This is a genomic window from Nonomuraea salmonea (assembly GCF_042428605.1).
GTDB classification, from domain to species: Bacteria; Actinomycetota; Actinomycetes; order Streptosporangiales; family Streptosporangiaceae; genus Nonomuraea; species Nonomuraea salmonea.
This window is the reverse complement of record NZ_JBHMCF010000059.1, coordinates 1-16080: the sequence shown is the minus strand read 5'-3', so window position 1 is coordinate 16080 and position 16080 is coordinate 1. Positions and strand designations below refer to the sequence as shown.

The window sequence follows — 16080 nt, the reverse complement described above, 5'->3', positions numbered from 1 at the left end:
CCTCTCGGACGGGGCGACCGGCTGTGAAGCAGGAACCCTCACGGGCGACCGTGGGAATCCCCCTCGTTGACGAGGGGGAGGATGTCAAGGGGTCTCTCCTGTTGAGCCGGCCGCACGTGCCGGTGCCGTCTCGTCGGCGCGGGCGAGCAGGGCGCGGCGTTCCGCGTCGGTGTGGGCGACGGCGGCGGCCTGGCGGAACAGGTCCGCGGCCCGGTCGTGGTCGCCGAGTTCTTCGGTGAGGTCGGCCTCGGTGGCGAGAGCCAGCGGGTGGCCGTCCAGCTCGCCGCCCGCGCGTGCGCCGGCCAGCACCGCGAGGCCCGCCTGGGGGCCGTGCGCGTAGCCGTGGGCGACGGCGCGGTTCAGCTCGACGACGGGGGTGGAGCGGATGCGGGCCAGCTCGTCGTAGCAGCGCGCGATCCGCGCCCAGTCCGTGCCGGCCACCGACGGCGCGGTGGCGTGACAGGCGGCGATCCGGGCCTGCAGCTCGTACGGACCGCACACGGCGACACGGTCGCGGCCCCCGTCCAGGGCGGCCAGGATGGCGAGGGCTTCCGCGATGGCCTCGCGGTCCCAGAGGGAGCGGTCCTGGCGGTCGAGGGGCAGCAGGTCACCGCCCGCGTCGCGGCGGGCCGCGTGCCGAGAGCGCTGTAGCAGGAAGAGCGCCAGCAGCGCCGCCACCTCGTCCTGTCCCGGCATCAGCCGCCGCAGCAGCCGCGCCAGCCGGATCGCCTCCTCGGCGAACGCGGGTTCGCCGTCGGCGTTGTAGCCCTGCGTGAACAGCAGATACAGCACCGACAGCACCCCGGGCAGCCGCTCACCGAGCGCGGGTCCGCGCGGCACCCGGTACGGGATCCGCGCCGCCGAGATCTTGCTTTTGGCCCTGGTCAGACGGCGGGTCATGGTCGGCTCGGTGACCAGGAAGGCCCGGGCGAGATCCGCGGTCGGCACCCCGCAGATCGTCCGCAGCGTCAGCGCCACCCGCGCCTCCAGCGCCAGCGCAGGATGACAGCAGGTGAAGATCAACCGTAGCCGATCGTCCACGACGTCCTCCTCGATGACGGGATCGGCCGTCTCCGCGAGCGCGGCCAGCTCCTCCAGCTTGCGGCGCTCCACCGACGCGCGGCGCACCGTGTCGATCGCGCGGTTGCGCGCGACCGTCATCAGCCACCCGCCCGGATTGCCGGGAACACCGTCGCGAGGCCACCGCTGCACGGCGCTGACCAGCGCCTCCTGCGCGCAGTCCTCGGCCAGCGTCCAGTCGCCGGTGACCCGGATGAGCGTGGCGACGATGCGCGGGTACGCCTCGGCCGCCACGCTCTCCAGGGGCGTCACAGGTCGGGCCGTCACAGGTCCATGAACGGGCGCAGCTCCAGCCGGCCCTCCCTGGCCATCGGATGCGTACGGGCGACCTCGATCGCCTCGTCGAGATCGGCGCATTCGAGCAGGTCGAAGCCCACGATCACCTCCTTGGTCTCGGTGAAGGGGCCGTCGGTGAGAATCAGCTCACCGTCGCGCACCCGGACGGTGGTCGCCGCCGACTCCGGCGCCAGCGCCGACCCCTGCAGCCGCCGCCCGCGCGCGTCGTTCTCGGCCACCCAGGCCTCGATGTCCGGCAGGTTCTCCCTGTCGGTGTCGGGCTGGGAGTCGTTGCAGACGAACATCATGTACTTCATCACATGCTCCTCGGATCGTGGTTCACCCTAATGACGAACGGCATCCGCCATTCCGGACACGTCGGAACCATGTCGGCCGAGTGAACATCTAACACGCCGTGGAAACGCTCAGCGCCGGGGATCCGCAGCGCATCGGGGACTACTGGATCGCCGGGCGGCTCGGCTCGGGGGGCCAGGGCGTCGTCTACGACGCCTACGACGGCGACGGGCGGCGGGTCGCGCTCAAGGTCCTGCACGCGGTCGACAGCGCAGCGAACCGCGACAGGTTCGCCAAAGAGGCGACGGCGGCGCGGCGGGTGGCGTCGTTCTGCACGGCTCGGGTGCTGGCCTCGGACATGTCGGGCGCGCGGCCGTACATCGTCAGCGAGTACGTCCCCGGCCCGAGCCTGCGCCAGGTCGTCGAGCGGGGCCGCAGGTTCACCGGCGACGACCTGCACAGGCTCGCCACCGCCGTCGCCACCGCGCTCACCGCCGTGCACGAGGCCGGGGTCATCCACCGCGACCTGAAGCCGGACAACGTGCTGATCAGTGCCGACGGCCCGCGCGTGATCGACTTCGGCATCGCGCGTACCCAGGACATGTCGCTCACCAAGACCGGTGAGGTGGCGGGCACGCCCACGTACATGGCGCCCGAGATCTTCACCGGGCAGCGCGCGGGCCCGGCGGCCGACGTGTTCGCGTGGGGCGCGATCATGGTGTTCGCCGCGACGGGCGAGGACCCGTTCAGGGCCGACAACCTCGGCGGCGTCATGCACCGCGTGCTGTCGCACCATCCCGACCTGGGCGCGCTGCCGCCCCGGCTGGCCTCGCTGGTCTCCGCCGCGCTGGACAAGGACCCGGCGGCCCGCCCCGCCGCCCGTGACCTCCTGCTCGCCCTGGTCAGCGGCGGGAACGCGGGCATCGAGGGGCTGCTGAACGCGGGCAGCCGCGCTGCGCGGGGCGTGCACGTGCCCGAGCAGGCCGATCCGGCGCTCGGCACGATCGCCGAGGACGCCTTCGGCGCGCTCACCCCCGACGAGCGGGAGCTGGCCGCCGGGATCTTCCTCCGCCTGGTGACGGTGACCGACGACGGCCACGAGACCGTACGCCAGGCGCTGAAGCAGGACCTGCTCGCCGGCCGCTCGGAACGCGAGGTCAGGGCCATCGAGCACATCCTGCACGCCTTCTCCTACCTGGTGACGCAGCAGGACGACGCGGTACGCCTGTCGCGCCCCGCGCTGCTGCGCGCCTGGCCGCGCCTGCGCCTGTGGGTGGACGGCGACCGCGACGGTCTCGCCGTGCTGGCCCGCATCAGCGACGCCGCCCGCCACTGGGACGACAACGGCCGCAAGGACGGCGACCTGCTCCAGGGCACCCGCCTGGACCAGGCGCTGACCTGGGCCGCCACCGGACGCCGGCACATCACCCTCACCCCGCGCGAACGCGACTTCCTGGCCGCCGGCACCGGCCTGGCCAGGCGGCGGGTGCGCCGCAGGCGGCTGACCACGGCGGCGCTGGCCGGCCTGCTGGTGGTGGCGCTCGCTGCGGGCGGCCTCGCCGTGCTGCAGGGCAGGCAGGTGGCCGAGCAGAGCCGCGTGGTGGCCACGCAGCGCGACCAGGCCGTAGGACGGCAGGTCGCGGCGGAGGCCGATCGGCTGCGCACGACCGACCCTGCCACGGCGATGCTGCTCAGCGTGGCCGGCTGGCGGCTCGCCCCCGGCTCCGACACGCGGCGCAGCCTGACGTCCTCGCTGACCATGCCGGAGAGCGGCGTCTTCCGCGACCCCGGCGCCAAGGGCGTGTCGGCCACGGCGTCGTCGGCGAGCGGCCGGGTCCGGGCCATCGCGGGTGAGGACGGCGTACGCGTCTATGACGTCCCCACTGAGCGGCAGACCGCGTTCTGGCGCTGGCCCGGCGGCATGAAGGCGCTGCCCACGGCGGCGGCGCTCAGCCCGAGCGGGCGGACGCTGGTCGTCGTCAGCCGGCAGACCGCCTCCGCCTGGGACACCGCGACCGGCAGGAAGCTGCGCGAGCACCGCGTCGGCGAGGGCAGCCCCGGCGTCCACGTGGTCTTCGACGGGCACGAGAGCCTGGCCGCGATCATGCGCGAGAACACCCTGGAGCTCCTGTGGGACACCAGGACCGGCGCGTCCTCCAGGCCGCGGCTGCAGGCCGACCACGCTCCGGCGATCGCGCCGTCCGGCGCCTACATCGCCGGGGTGGAGACGAACCAGGGCGGGCTGAAGGTGATCCGCCTGCCTGGCCTCACCGTGGACACCCGCCTGCCGAAGCGGTGCGGGTCGGTGGTGACGTTCACGCCCGACAGCAGGCGGCTGCTCTGCGCGAACGGCGACGTCGAGGCGTGGGACCTCGCGTCCGGGACCAAGGTGCCGGACGAGGACCGGCCGTTCTGGCAGGCGTCGGCCGCCGAGGACCTGCCGGGAGCCCGCCTGCGCCTCAGCGCCGACGGCCGCCGCCTGCTCGGCGTCGAGGGACGTACCCTGCACCTCTGGGACGCCGCCACCGGCGACGAGCTGGCCGTCTACCACGCCGAGGGCGAGCCCGAGGACGCCTGGCCGGAACGCGACGGCCGCACCGTCCGCTACCTGCTCGACAGCTCGACCATCACCGCCGACCTCGGCTCCCGCCTCTCCTCGGTCCGGCTCCCCGGCGGCCACCAGGTCGCCGCCTTCGCCCAGGACGGCCGCCTGGCCGCCACGGCCAAGGACGGGGGAGCGGTCCGCGTCTGGGACGCCCGCCGGCTCGGCCCGCCGCTGTCCGGCAGCGACGGCGCCTCCGGTGCGGTGTTCGACCCGCAGGGAAAGAGGCTGGCCGCCGACGGCGCTGACTCCTCGGTCGCCCTCTGGGACGTCGCCACCGGCCGGCGCCTGTGGCGCCACCCGCTGCCCAAGATGCAGGGCGTCCTGTCCAAGACCTTCACCCCCGACGGCACCCGGCTGGTGCTCTCCCTCATGGAGCAGAGCCAGCGCGACGCCCGCAACGAGCTGGTCGTCCTCGCCGCCGACACCGGCCGCCCGCTGGCCCGCCACCGCCTCGCCACCGCCACGGGAACGATCGTCCCCACCCCGGACGGCACGGCGGTGGTGACGGCCGCGGGCACGATCTACGACCTCACCACCGGCAAGCCGGCCGGCCCCGGCTTCAGCCGCTCGGGCCTGGTCGTCGCCGTCAGCCCCGCTGCCCCGCTGCTCGCCCTCGGCGCGCGTACAGTCGAGCTCTGGGACCTCACGAAGGGCTCAGAGCTGCCCCCCGCACTCCGCGTGGCCAGCGACGCCCAGGTGGAGGCGATGCGCTTCAGCCACGACGGCGCCCTGCTGGCGTTGATCGGGAGATCCATCGGCGAGACCTTCAACGACGTCTACACCGTCCAGCTCTGGGACGTCACCACCCGCGAACGCGTCGCCTCCTTCCCGATCGACATCCTCGACCAGCTCGCCTTCACCAAGGACGACCAGACCCTGTACGTCTCCGGCAACCACTCGGCCACGATCACCCGCATCCCGATCGGACCGGAGGGCGTGGCCAGGGAGGTGTGCGACCGAGCGGGCCGCACCCTGACCACCCAGGAATGGCGGCGCTACCTGAAGGACGTGCCGTACCGGGACGTCTGCGGCGCCATCTAAGGGCGGTCGTGCCAGGCTTCGGCGAGGATGCGGGTGACGGCGGTGCTGAGGACGCGGACGCCCCTCGTCGAGCCGGGCTCGATGCCGACCAGCTCGCGCACCCGCCGCAGCCGGTAGTCCAGGGTGCGGGGGTGGACGCGGAGGGCCACGGCGGTGCGCATGCGGTTCATGTCGTTGCGGTAGTAGCAGTCGAGCGTGGTCACCAGGTCGGGGCCGCTCGCCAGCCGCCAGGTCAGCTCGCGCAGCCACTGGTCGACCTGCGGCAGCTGGGCCGCGCCCAGCTCCACGAACACGTCGGCCACCCCGTACACCTGGGACGGGATCCGCTCCACCGGCGCCGCCTGGCAGACGCGGCGGGCCAGCGCGACCGGGTCGGCCAGCGCGCGCACCCGGCCGGGGGCCGCCCCGACGGAGCACGGGCCGCACAGCTCGGCGACGGCGCGCATCACCGACAGCGCCCGTGACCGCGCGGGCGCCTGACCGTCGATCGGGTCGGCGCCGTCGCACGGCACCAGCGCCACGAACTCGTCCGGCTCGTGCCAGGCCAGCGGCAGGTAGTGGTCGGCCAGCAGGGTCTTGACGACCTCGTCGCGGCACCGCTCGTCGGGCGGGCCGGCGGCGACGCGGGCGACCGTCACCAGGTAGTGGTCGGGCAGCGGCAGGTCGAGCTCGCGGGCCAGCTGCGCGGCGGCGGGCTCGCCGGTGACGAGCAGGCCGGCGAGCATCTGGATCCTGGCCGCGGCCGGCAGGAAGCGCTCCTGGCCCTTGAGGAAACCGTGGGTGTAGGCGTCCTGCGCGGTGAGGCCGTGGCAGGCGACCCAGCCGAGCATGCACATCACGTCGGAGAGGTCGTTGGGGCCGGCCGCCTCGTGGATCTCGCGCAGCGTCAGGTTGGCGTGCAGGAGCAGGACCTGCCGCTGGGACGCCAGCGAGACGCCCACCTCGCCGCGCGTCGCCCCGACCGAGGACATGTACGCGTGATCCTGCTCGGTGAACGGCTGCTCGTCGGCGGCCAGCTCGATGGTGCGGCGGCGGAGGTTGACCGCGAAGTCGAGCATCGCGGCCGAGCCCCGCGTCTCGGCGGCCAGGCTGCGGTAGTCGGCGAGCTCGTTCGTGTACACCTCGACCGCCCGCCGCGCGTTGGCGTCCAGACGGCGGCGTAAAGCGCGGAACAGGCTGCCCATTTCTCGCCTTCCTCGACGGCCGACTCAATGGGTTTACTTGACCGGCGGTAATTGCGCAAGGTGACAAAGCCCGGAATGGCGTCACGCCGCGTATTTCTGAAGAAACAACAGGTGAATGGCCTTGTCACTTGTGACAAGCCGCCGGGCGGCGGCCAGGTGAGGATCATCACAGCTCACGATGACAGGCGGCCGCCCTGCTGAGACCCTGTCCGCAGGCGGGCCGCCCGTCCTGACCGCAGTCGGAACGCGTTGTTTATTACGTCCATTTCACCGCTTTAAGGGCGGTCGTTCGTTGGAGGATGGCCGTGGCGCATTCGCCGCAGAAACCGCCGCCGGCATTCACGCTCGGCGGGCGAACAATTACGGGGAGAAAGTGTTAGGCCAGGGCGGCGGGCCGCCCTGGCCGGCGCCGCCGGTCACCGTGGACCTGCGCGCGCCGTCGCCCGCCGCCGTCCGGTGGCTGCCGGAGGAGGAGTGCGCGTCGCGGGTCGTGCTCGCCGACCGCGCGGCCAGAGGCGAGTTCGCCGCGCTGCAGGCCGTGCTGCACCGGCTCGGCGTGCCCTCCGTACGCCTCGACGCCGCCCAGGCGGACGGCGGGAGGGACCCGCTGACGATCTCCCTCGACGACGGCCTGGTCACCCTCGAAGGGCGCTCCTTCCGTCCGACCGTCGTGTGGGCGCGCGGCCCGATGCCCAGAGCGATCCCGGACGGGTACGCCGGTTCGCTGATCGGCGCCGACTCCTGGTCGGCCCTGGTCGGCCAGCTCGCCGCGCTCGCCCCCGCCGGCCTCCCGGGCGGCGATCGCGCGGGACGCCTGGCGCAGCTGGCCGGGGCGGCGGCGGCCGGCGTACGCACGCCGCGCACGATCGTCACCACCGACCCCCGCACCGCCGAGGCGCTGAAAGGGGACAGGCTCGTGGTGAAGGTGCTGGACGAGCACTTCGTCGAGGCCGCGCCCGGCCACCTGGTGGGCCTGCTCGCCGAGGTCGTCGGCCGCGAGGCCCTCATGCGCCGCCGGCCGCCGGGTTTCCCGGTGATCGTGCAGGAGTACGTCGAGCACGACCTCGAACTGCGCGTCTACTACCTGGACGGCGACCTCCACGCCTTCGCCGTCAGCAAGCCGTCGCCTGACGCGCCCTGGCGGAACCCGGCCGCCGTCTCGGTCCGGGGCATGCCGGTCCCGCCGCGCGCCGCCGCGGTGGTGGGGCGGCTCGCGCGCGGCTGGGGGCTCACGTACGGCGCCTTCGACCTGCTGCTCACCCCGGAGGACGTCGTCTTCCTGGAGGTGAACGCGGACGGCGACTGGCGCTGGTTCGAGACCAAGGCCGGCACCCGCGCGCTCACGAACGCCGCCGCCTCGATGGTCAGGACCCTGCACGTGAACGTGCTGCGCGCGGCCGCCCCGCCGCCGATCGGCGGCGTGCTCGACTTCCTCGTGCTGGGCAGCGAGACATGGTGACGTCGGGGGAGGCACATGAGCCTGTACTGCTCGATCCTCGGCCCGCTCCAGGTCCTGGTGGACGGGCACGACGCCGTCATCGGCGCGCGCAAGCAGCGGCTGCTGCTCGCGCTGCTGCTGTGCCGGGCGAACGCGGTCGTGCCGGCCGCCGAACTGATCGACGCGCTGTGGGGAGAGACCCCGCCGCGTACGGCCAGGAAGAACCTGCAGGTCTACGTCTCCGCGCTACGCAAGCTCACCGGCGGCCGGATCGGCTTCCACGGCTGGGGGTACCGCTTCAGCGCCGCCCCCGGCGAGCTCGACCTGCTGCGCTTCAAGGAATTGGCCAGAGCGGGACGCGGCGCGATCCACGGCGGGAGGCCGGCGACGGCCGCCGAGCTGCTCGGTGAGGCGGTCGGCCTGTGGCGGGAGCAGCCGCTGACCGAGTTCGCGCACGTGCCCGGGGTGGCGCGGGAGGTGGCCGGGTTCACCGACCTGTTCCTGTCGGTCCAGGAGGACTGGGCCGAGCTGGAGATCGAGCTCGGCCACCACGTCGAGGCCCTGGCCGGCCTGGACGTCCTGGCCGCGCGCTTCCCCGCCCGCGAGCGGATCGCGGCGGCGCGGATGACGGCGCTGGCCCGCTGCGGGCGGGCGTCCGAGGCGCTGGCGCACTTCGAGGAGCTGCGCAGGCACCTCGCCAGCGAGCTGGGCATCGACCCGAGCCCGGTGCTCAAGCGCCTCTACCAGGACATCCTCACCGGTACGGTCGCCCGCCCCGCACCCGCCGTCCGCACGACCGACCAGCTCCCACGGGACATCGGCGACTTCGTCGGCAGAAAGCCAGAGATCCACCGCATCCTGCACGAACCGGCCGCCGTCACCCTGATCACCGGCGAGCCCGGCATCGGCAAGACCGCGCTCGCCGTCCACGTCGCGCACGCCCTGGCCCCCGGCTACCCCGACGGCGCCCTGATGGTCCCGCTCGGGGGAGGGGGAGCGCACGACGTCCAGCACGAGATCCTCGAATCCGTGGGGGTGAGCACCGCCGGGGTGCACGACGCGGACGTGCTGGCCTCGGTGTGGCGGTCCTGGCTGGCCGGGCGCCGCGTGCTGCTCGTCCTCGACGACGCCCCCGACGAGTCGAGCGTGCGCAGGCTGCTGCCCGGCTCCGGTGAGAGCCGGGTGCTGGTCACCAGCAGGAGCCGGCTGAGCGGGCTGGAGTCGGTGGCGCGCGTCGGGCTGGGCGAGCTGTCGGACGCCGAGGGCCTCGCGTTCCTGGCCGCGCAGCTCGGCCGCGACCGTACGCTCGCTGGCCGGGCCGCGCTCACCGCCCTCTTCGAGAGGTACGGGCGCTCCCCGCTGACGCTGCGCCTGCTCGGGGGCCGGTTCGCGCGGCTGCCGCACGTACCGTTGCGGGTGCTCGCCGAGCGGCTGACGCGGGCCGGAAACGTGCTGGACGAGTTCACCGCCGGTGACGTGTCGCTGCGGGCGCGGTTCGAGGAGTGCTACCGGGGTGCGGCGTTCGCCGCGCTGGGGGCGCTGCCGGGGCCGCCGTTCAGCCATGAGGAGCTGGTGGCGGCGCTGGGCGAGCGGGTCATCGAGGCGCTGCTGGAGGCGAACGTGCTGCGGATGCCCGAGATCGACCCGGCGGCGGAGGTCGCCGCGCACGCCCTGACGTACACGATGTCCCCTCTTGCTCATCTTTACGCCGCCGAACTCAGTAGGGTGGCCTCGCATGACCGACGCTGAGATCGAGATCACCGCCGAACTGGTCCGCGACCTGCTGCGCGACCAGCACCCGGATCTCGCCGGGCTGCCCGTCCGCGAGGTGGCGGGCGGGTGGGGCAACCAGATGTGGCGGCTCGGGGACGACCTGGCCGTACGCGTGCAGCGCATGGACACCACCCCGGAGCCCCAGCTCAAGGAACGGCGGTGGCTGCCCGAGCTGGCCCCGGCCCTGCCGCTGCCCATCCCGGTCCCGGTGCGGGCGGGTGAGCCGTCCGAGCGCTTCCCCAAGCACTGGACCGTGATGACGTGGGTGCACGGCGAGCCCCTCGACCTCGGCACGATCACCCGCGGCACCGACGCGGCCGACACGCTGGCCCGCTTCCTCCGTGCCCTGCACGTCCAGGCCCCCGCGGACGCGCCGACCTCCACCGACCGCGGCGCCCACCCCAGAGACTGCACGGGCGGCTTCGAGAGCTGGCTCAAGGAAGCCGACGCCCTCGACGGCATCGCCGCCGACGTCCGCGCCGTCTGGGACGACGCCGTCACGGCCGGTGAATGGACGGGCCCGCCGATGTGGGTGCACGGCGACCTCCACCCGGCGAACGTCGTCGTCGCGGACGGCACGCTCGCCGGCATCGTCGACTTCGGCGACGTGTTCGCCGGCGACCCGGCCTGGGACCTCATCGCCGCCTGGCTGCTGCTCCCGGCCGGCACCGCCGCCCGCTTCTTCGACACCTACGCCCGAGCCGACGAGGCGACGATCCGCCGCGCCAGGGGCCTGGCGGCCATGAAGTCCCTCTTCCTCATCCTGATGGGCCAGAACGGCGACCGCGGCCTCCCCGGCGGCAAACCGCACTGGGGCCCCCTGGGCCACGCGGCACTGGAACGGGTCCTCAAGGGCGTCTGAGCCACAGCGCGGCCGTCTCGGCGACGATGAAGCCGACGTACCCGGCGGCAGGTGAAACGCCCACATTCGTGGGGTTTCTCGCCCCTGCGTAGCGCGCTGATACTCGACACGACAACGCGACCCCAACCAACGAGAGGTGGCGGGTATGGCCGTGTCGGGCGACGTGGTGACGGCCGAGGCGCTGACCAAGCGGTATCGGCGCATGGAGACGCCGGCCGTGGACGACGTGTCGTTCGAGATCGCGCGGGGCGAGACGATCGGGCTGCTCGGCCCGAACGGCGCAGGGAAGACGACACTGATCAAGATGATCTGCGGGGTCACCGCGCCCACCTCAGGACGGGTCCAGGTGTTCGACGCCGACCCCGTGCGCCAGCCGGTGGCCGCCAAGAGCGGCATCGGGGCCATGCACCAGACCGCCCCGTTCGACGAGATGCTGCCCGCACTGGACAACCTGCGCATCTCAGCCCGGTTCCGTGGCGTGCGGTGGCGGGACGTACGGCCGTGGGCGCTGGAGCTGGCCGAGTTCCTCGGCGTGGCCAAGGCGCTGCCGCAGCTGTGCTTCCAGCTGTCCGGCGGGCAGCGGCAGCGGCTGCAGCTCGTCCGCGCCCTCATCACGCTGCCCAAGCTGCTCATCCTCGACGAGCCATCGGCCGGCCTCGACGTGGCGGGCCGCCACCAGATCGAGCGGTTCGTGACCTGGCTGCGCGAGGAGCACGGCGTGACCGTGCTGTGGACCAGCCACCACATCGACGAGCTGGAACGCAACAGCCAGCGGGTGATGGTCATCAACCAGGGACGGGTGCTGCGCTTCGCCAAGCCGCGCGAGCTGGTGGAGGAGTTCGGCTCGGTGCACCTGCGGGTGACCCTGGCCGACGCCGCGGCGGGCGGCGCCCTGGTGGCGTGGGCGGGCAACGCCGGGCTGACCGCCACCGCCGAGGACACCGAGGTACGCATCGAGGGCCCCTGCGCCAAGGAGATGCTGCCCGAGCTGACCCGGCACTGCCAGGACCACGACATCGCGATCAGCGGCGTCTCGACCGCGCTGGACTCGCTGGAGACGGTCTTCCTCCGCATGACCGAGAACGAGGGCTGACCATGGCCGCCGACCTCACCTTCACCACCGCGCCGCCCACCGTGGCCCCGAGGGCCGCCGACCTGTTCGCGGTGATCTACCGCGAGTACGCGCTGCTGGCCCGCAACCGCATCAACCTCATCCTCAGCCTGGCGCCGATGCTGGTGTACCTGCTGCTGGTGAACACCTCGCTGAGCAACCTGGTCGGCAGCATCTCCTACCGGGGCGAACAGCTGCCGTTCGCGGTCTTCCTGCTGCCGATGGTGCTGGCGATGTCGATCGTCAGCGCGTCAGGCACCTCGGGGGTGGCGCTGTTCCAGGAGGAGCTGAGCGGGGTGGCGACCCAGCTGTGGTCGTACCCGATGCGCCGCTCCCGGTTCCTGCTCGGCAAGCTGCTGGCCGGGGTGTCGCTGGTGCTGGGCCAGAGCCTGCTGGCGCTGGGCGTCGCGGTGGTCATCTTCGACCTGCCGTTCGGGGCGGAGGGCTGGGCCGGGCTGCTGGTGGCGCTGACGCTGGCCGCGATCGCGTTCAACGGGCTCTACCTGGCCGCGGCCATCACGATCACCGACTTCCAGACGTTCATGGTGGGGTCGAACGTGTCGATCCTGGTGCTGGTGTTCAGCGCGCCGTCGATGTACACGGTCGACCAGATGCCCGTGGTGCTGCAGTGGATCGCCATGGTCAACCCGCTGACGTACGCGATCAACGGGATGCGGGACGCGGCGCTGTTCGGGTTCGCCGACGCGTGGGTGAACCTGCTGGTGCTGGCGGTGATCGCGGTGGTCACGTACGCGGTGGCCGGCCGGGCGCTGCTCAACCGGGCACGGAACCTCTGACATGCTGATATCTGACGCCAAAGTACGGCTCCCCGGCACCGACCGCGCCCGCGACCCGGCGGCCACGCTGACGATGGCCCGGCGGGCGGCCCGCGCGGTCGGGGTCACCCGGGTCGCCGACATCACCAGGCTCGACACCGTGGGCATCCCGACGTTCCAGGCCATCCGGCCCGCCTCCCGCACGCTCGCCGTCTCCCAAGGCAAGGGCGTCACCCCCGACCTGGCCAGACTGTCGGCGATCATGGAGTCCATCGAGCTGTGGCACGTCGAACAATCCCTGCCGCCGGACGTCACCGCGCCCCCGCGCGAATGCCGGCTCGGCTACGACGTCCACGCCCTCGTCCCCGCCACGCCGAGCCTGCTGCACGACGGCCTGCCGCTGGACTGGCTGGCGGGCACGTCGCTGGAGGACGGCTCGCCCACGCTGGTGCCGCGCGACGCCGTGGCGCTGACGCTGGAGCGCGGCACCGGCTGGAGCCCGCCGCTGTTCCTCGCCTCCAGCAACGGCCTGGCCAGCGGGAACACGCGGACGGAAGCGATTCTGCACGCCCTGTACGAGGTGATCGAGCGGGACGCGGTCACCGCCGCGGGCCCGACAGGAGGGGTCCGCGTGGATCCGGGCACGTCGGGGTCGCCGATCGTGGACGAGCTGTGCGCCACGCTGGCGCGGGCCCGCGTACGGCTCGAGGTCAGGCACCTGCCGTCGCCGACCGGGCTGCCGTGCTTCCTGGCCAGGATCAGCTGCGACGACTACCCGCCGGCGTTCTTCGGGTTCGGCTGCCACCTCAGCTCGGAGATCGCGCTCACCCGGGCGATCACCGAGGCGGCGCAGGCGCGGCTGGCGTACGTGTCAGGGGCCCGCGACGACCTGCGCGCCGACTTCCACGACGGCGTCACCCGGCGGGAGAGCTCCGAGCCGTCGCACGACGTCCCCCTCATGCGCGCGCACGACACCCTGGCCGATGACCTGGAGGACGCGGTCGAGCGGTCCGCCGCGGCCTTCGGCCACCCGCCCCTCGTCGTCGACCTGACCCGCGAGGAGATCGGCGTCCCTGTCGTCAAGGTGGTGGCGCCGGGCGCCCGCGTCTCCCCGGAGGTGCTGTGATGAGTCACGTCGTCTACGCGGGCCCGACGATCTCCGCCGGCGAGATCCGCACCGCACTCCCCGGCGCGCGGGTCAGGCCGCCCGTCGCCCGCAACGACCTGTTCACCGAGACCTGGACGCCGGGGGACACCGCGGTCATCATCGACGGCTACTACCGCGAACGCCTCTCCGTGGGCCACAAGGAGATCCTCTGGCTGCTCGGGCAGGGCGTCCGCGTCATCGGCGCGGCCAGCATGGGCGCGCTGCGTGCCGCCGAGCTGAGCTCGTACGGCATGCGCGGCGTCGGCACGATCTTCCACCTGTACGCGGGCGGCGAGATCGACGGCGACGACGAGGTGGCGGTGCTGCACGGCCCCGCCGAGGTGGGCTACCCGGCGGGCACGGTCGCGATGGTCAACCTGCGGCACGGCTGCCGCGAGGGAGCCAGGACCGGCCTGGTCCCGCAGGAGGCGGCCGAGCGGATCCTGGCGGCGGCCAAGGCCCGCCCGTTCACTCATCGGACCTGGCACGAGCTGGCCGGGGACGTACCGGACGACCAGGACGCCCTGCACACGCTCAGAAGCAAGATCGCGGCCGGCGACTGGGACCTCAAGCATTCGGACGCGGTGGAGGCCCTGAACAGAGCCCGCGACGAGGACCCGGCACCCATCCGTCCCGACGACACGGCGCTGACCGGAATCACCCACAACGAGGCGCTGAAGTGGGGATCGCGGCGCGAGTACGCGCCGGGACGCTGGATGTCCGACCTCGACGTGCTGACGGCGGCGCGGCTGTTCGACGACGACTACCCCGCCCTGCACGAGCAGGCACTGACGACCCTGCTGGTGGACTTCGCAGCCGTGCACGGCCTGAGCCTGGAGGACTACGCCCGCACCTGGCTCGGCGTGGCGGAGAGGCTGCCCAAGGAACTGGCGGTCTGGTTCACCGAGGAGGAACGCGCGGCGCTGCCGTTGAAGGAGCAGCTCAGGCTCGTCATGGTACGGGTCTGGCCGCTCTGGAAGTCGGCCGACTGGCGCCCGGCCGTCATGACGCGGCTGCGCGACACCGGCCGCTGGGACCGATGGACCGATGTGGTCGCACGCGCCGACGAGGTCGCGGAGCAGCACAGGGGACGGCTGGTCGTCCCGCCGCCCGAGCTGTGCGGCCGGCTGTTCCTGCGTCACTGGCCCGGCACCCCGCCCCAGGTCGCGATGGCCCGCCGCGGCTTCCTCGGCGTCGAGGACCTCGGCCACGCGGCCACCCGCTTCTTCGCCCTGGACGTGAAGACCCCCGGCGGAGCACGGTGACGACCGCGCCGCCGCGGCGACTCGACCCGGCAGCGCACGCCGCGGACCCGCACCCGATCCTGCACGCGATGCGGGCACAGGAACCGGTGTACCGGCACGTCGAGCCCGCGACCGGCCGCGTGTTCTGGTACCTGACCAGGTACGACGACGTGCGCCGCGCGCTCGCGGACCCGCTGCTGGGCCGCCAGATCGACCGGCTGCCGCCCGAGTCGGCCGCACGACACCGTGCTTGGGACCGCGACCCGCTGCCGATGGTCCGCAGGAGCGTGGTCAACCTGGACCCGCCCGACCACACCCGGCTGCGCCGCCTGCTGGCGCCCGCGTTCACCGCACGGGCGGTGGCCGCACTCGAACCGCGCATCGAACGCCACGTCGCCGACCTGGTCGAGCGCATGAACGGCCACGAGGAGACCGACCTGATCCAGGAGCTGGCCCTGCCCCTGCCCACGTTGATCATGGCCGAGCTGCTCGCCATCCCACGTCGGGACCTGCCCCTGCTGCGCCGCTGGAGCGACGGCATGCTGCGCGGCAGGGACCGGCGGCACGGCATGGAGTACATCGCCTACCTGCAACGGACGCTCACCGAGCGGCGCGCCCACCCCGGCGACGACCTCATGTCGCAGCTCATCGAGGGTGACCTCAGCCGGGCCGAACTGCTGTCCAGCGTGTTCCAGCTCCTGCTGGCCGGCGACGAGACCACCGCCAACGCGATCGGCAACGGCCTGCTCGCCCTGCTGCGCCACCCCGGCCAGGCGGCGCGGCTGCGTGCCGGCCCGGAGCTGATCGACGCGGCCGTGGAGGAGATGCTGCGCTTCGACGGCCCCGTGGGACACGCCAGGCCGCTGTACGCGCTGGCCGACGTGGACATCGGCGGCACCACGATCCCGCGCGGCGACACCGTGCTGCCGATGCTCGTGGCGGCGAACCGCGACCCGGAGGTGTTCGAGCGGCCGGACGCGTTCGACGTGGCCCGCGCCCCCAACCGGCACCTGGGTTTCGGCCACGGCATCCATTTCTGCCCCGGCGCCGCGCTGGCCCGCGTGCAATTGCGCGCCGTCGTGCGCGCGTTGTTCCGTCGCCATCCCGGCATCACCCTGTCCGCCGCCGATCTGGAATGGACGCCCGACCTTTTCGTCCGCGGCGTCCGCCGGCTGCCCGTACGGCTGTGCACCCACATTGATGGGGTTGCCCGCCCGACATATGGCCGGGCGATACTCGACGTGAAAGG

Annotated in this window: 12 protein-coding genes; 9 read left to right on the top strand and 3 right to left on the bottom strand. The window is 73.1% G+C overall.

The genetic code is table 11. The features are described 5' to 3' along the window. Positions 1 to 84: 84 nt before the first annotated feature. Positions 85 to 1347: an RNA polymerase sigma factor gene (locus ACFFR3_RS46965; RefSeq protein ID WP_364385731.1), complete on the bottom strand. Its 1263-nt coding sequence runs from the start codon at positions 1345 to 1347 to the stop codon at positions 85 to 87. Continuing rightward, a complete protein-coding gene (locus tag ACFFR3_RS46960) occupies positions 1344 to 1673 on the bottom strand; it encodes a YciI family protein (protein ID WP_345409126.1) in 330 nt (109 codons plus the stop codon). Before ACFFR3_RS46960 ends, ACFFR3_RS46965 begins: the two co-directional genes overlap by 4 nt. A gap of 98 nt (positions 1674 to 1771) precedes the next feature. Here ACFFR3_RS46960 and ACFFR3_RS46955 point away from each other — a divergent pair, with 98 nt between their 5' ends. Further along, positions 1772 to 5296: a WD40 repeat domain-containing serine/threonine protein kinase gene (locus tag ACFFR3_RS46955; RefSeq protein ID WP_379485287.1), complete on the top strand. Its 3525-nt coding sequence runs from the start codon at positions 1772 to 1774 to the stop codon at positions 5294 to 5296. On the opposite strand, the gene ACFFR3_RS46950 is transcribed toward ACFFR3_RS46955, so the two are convergent. Then, a complete protein-coding gene (locus ACFFR3_RS46950) occupies positions 5293 to 6480 on the bottom strand; it encodes a PucR family transcriptional regulator (protein WP_379485286.1) in 1188 nt (395 codons plus the stop codon). The two genes, ACFFR3_RS46955 and ACFFR3_RS46950, sit on opposite strands and share 4 nt — an antisense overlap. A gap of 373 nt (positions 6481 to 6853) precedes the next feature. Here ACFFR3_RS46950 and ACFFR3_RS46945 point away from each other — a divergent pair, with 373 nt between their 5' ends. From ACFFR3_RS46945 to ACFFR3_RS46910, 8 genes are all read left to right on the top strand, one after another. Further along, entirely contained in the window at positions 6854 to 7939 is a 1086-nt protein-coding gene (locus ACFFR3_RS46945; protein WP_379485285.1) for an ATP-grasp domain-containing protein, read from the top strand. A 15-nt stretch (positions 7940 to 7954) separates the two neighbouring features. Further along, entirely contained in the window at positions 7955 to 9667 is a 1713-nt protein-coding gene (locus ACFFR3_RS46940; protein ID WP_379485284.1) for an AfsR/SARP family transcriptional regulator, read from the top strand. Beyond that, entirely contained in the window at positions 9654 to 10553 is a 900-nt protein-coding gene (locus tag ACFFR3_RS46935; RefSeq protein WP_379485283.1) for an aminoglycoside phosphotransferase family protein, read from the top strand. Before ACFFR3_RS46940 ends, ACFFR3_RS46935 begins: the two co-directional genes overlap by 14 nt. Before the next feature lie 145 nt (positions 10554 to 10698). Further along, positions 10699 to 11646, top strand: a complete 948-nt coding sequence (locus ACFFR3_RS46930; RefSeq protein ID WP_345409115.1) for an ABC transporter ATP-binding protein — start codon at positions 10699 to 10701, stop codon at positions 11644 to 11646. Between the two features lie 2 nt (positions 11647 to 11648). After that, positions 11649 to 12461, top strand: coding sequence for an ABC transporter permease (locus tag ACFFR3_RS46925; RefSeq protein ID WP_355425682.1), 813 nt, complete (start codon positions 11649 to 11651; stop codon positions 12459 to 12461). 1 nt (position 12462) lies between these two features. After that, a complete protein-coding gene (locus ACFFR3_RS46920) occupies positions 12463 to 13566 on the top strand; it encodes a YcaO-like family protein (protein WP_364385712.1) in 1104 nt (367 codons plus the stop codon). Next, entirely contained in the window at positions 13566 to 14852 is a 1287-nt protein-coding gene (locus tag ACFFR3_RS46915; RefSeq protein ID WP_364385709.1) for a TfuA-like protein, read from the top strand. Before ACFFR3_RS46920 ends, ACFFR3_RS46915 begins: the two co-directional genes overlap by 1 nt. Before the next feature lie 68 nt (positions 14853 to 14920). Beyond that, positions 14921 to 16080: cytochrome P450 family protein (locus ACFFR3_RS46910; protein WP_379485282.1), on the top strand; the 1160-nt coding region annotated here is incomplete at its 3' end.

What these genes read in the sequence shown, in the direction of transcription:
- ACFFR3_RS46915 (WP_364385709.1), top strand. Translation starts at nt 13,566, where the DNA reads ATGAGTCACGTCGTCTACGCGGGCCCGACGATCTCCGCCGGCGAGATC.
- ACFFR3_RS46940 (WP_379485284.1), top strand. Translation starts at nt 7,955, where the DNA reads ATGAGCCTGTACTGCTCGATCCTCGGCCCGCTCCAGGTCCTGGTGGAC.
- ACFFR3_RS46930 (WP_345409115.1), top strand. Translation starts at nt 10,699, where the DNA reads ATGGCCGTGTCGGGCGACGTGGTGACGGCCGAGGCGCTGACCAAGCGG.
- ACFFR3_RS46925 (WP_355425682.1), top strand. Translation starts at nt 11,649, where the DNA reads ATGGCCGCCGACCTCACCTTCACCACCGCGCCGCCCACCGTGGCCCCG.
- ACFFR3_RS46960 (WP_345409126.1), bottom strand. Translation starts at nt 1,673, where the DNA reads ATGAAGTACATGATGTTCGTCTGCAACGACTCCCAGCCCGACACCGAC.
- ACFFR3_RS46920 (WP_364385712.1), top strand. Translation starts at nt 12,463, where the DNA reads ATGCTGATATCTGACGCCAAAGTACGGCTCCCCGGCACCGACCGCGCC.
- ACFFR3_RS46950 (WP_379485286.1), bottom strand. Translation starts at nt 6,480, where the DNA reads ATGGGCAGCCTGTTCCGCGCTTTACGCCGCCGTCTGGACGCCAACGCG.
- ACFFR3_RS46935 (WP_379485283.1), top strand. Translation starts at nt 9,654, where the DNA reads ATGACCGACGCTGAGATCGAGATCACCGCCGAACTGGTCCGCGACCTG.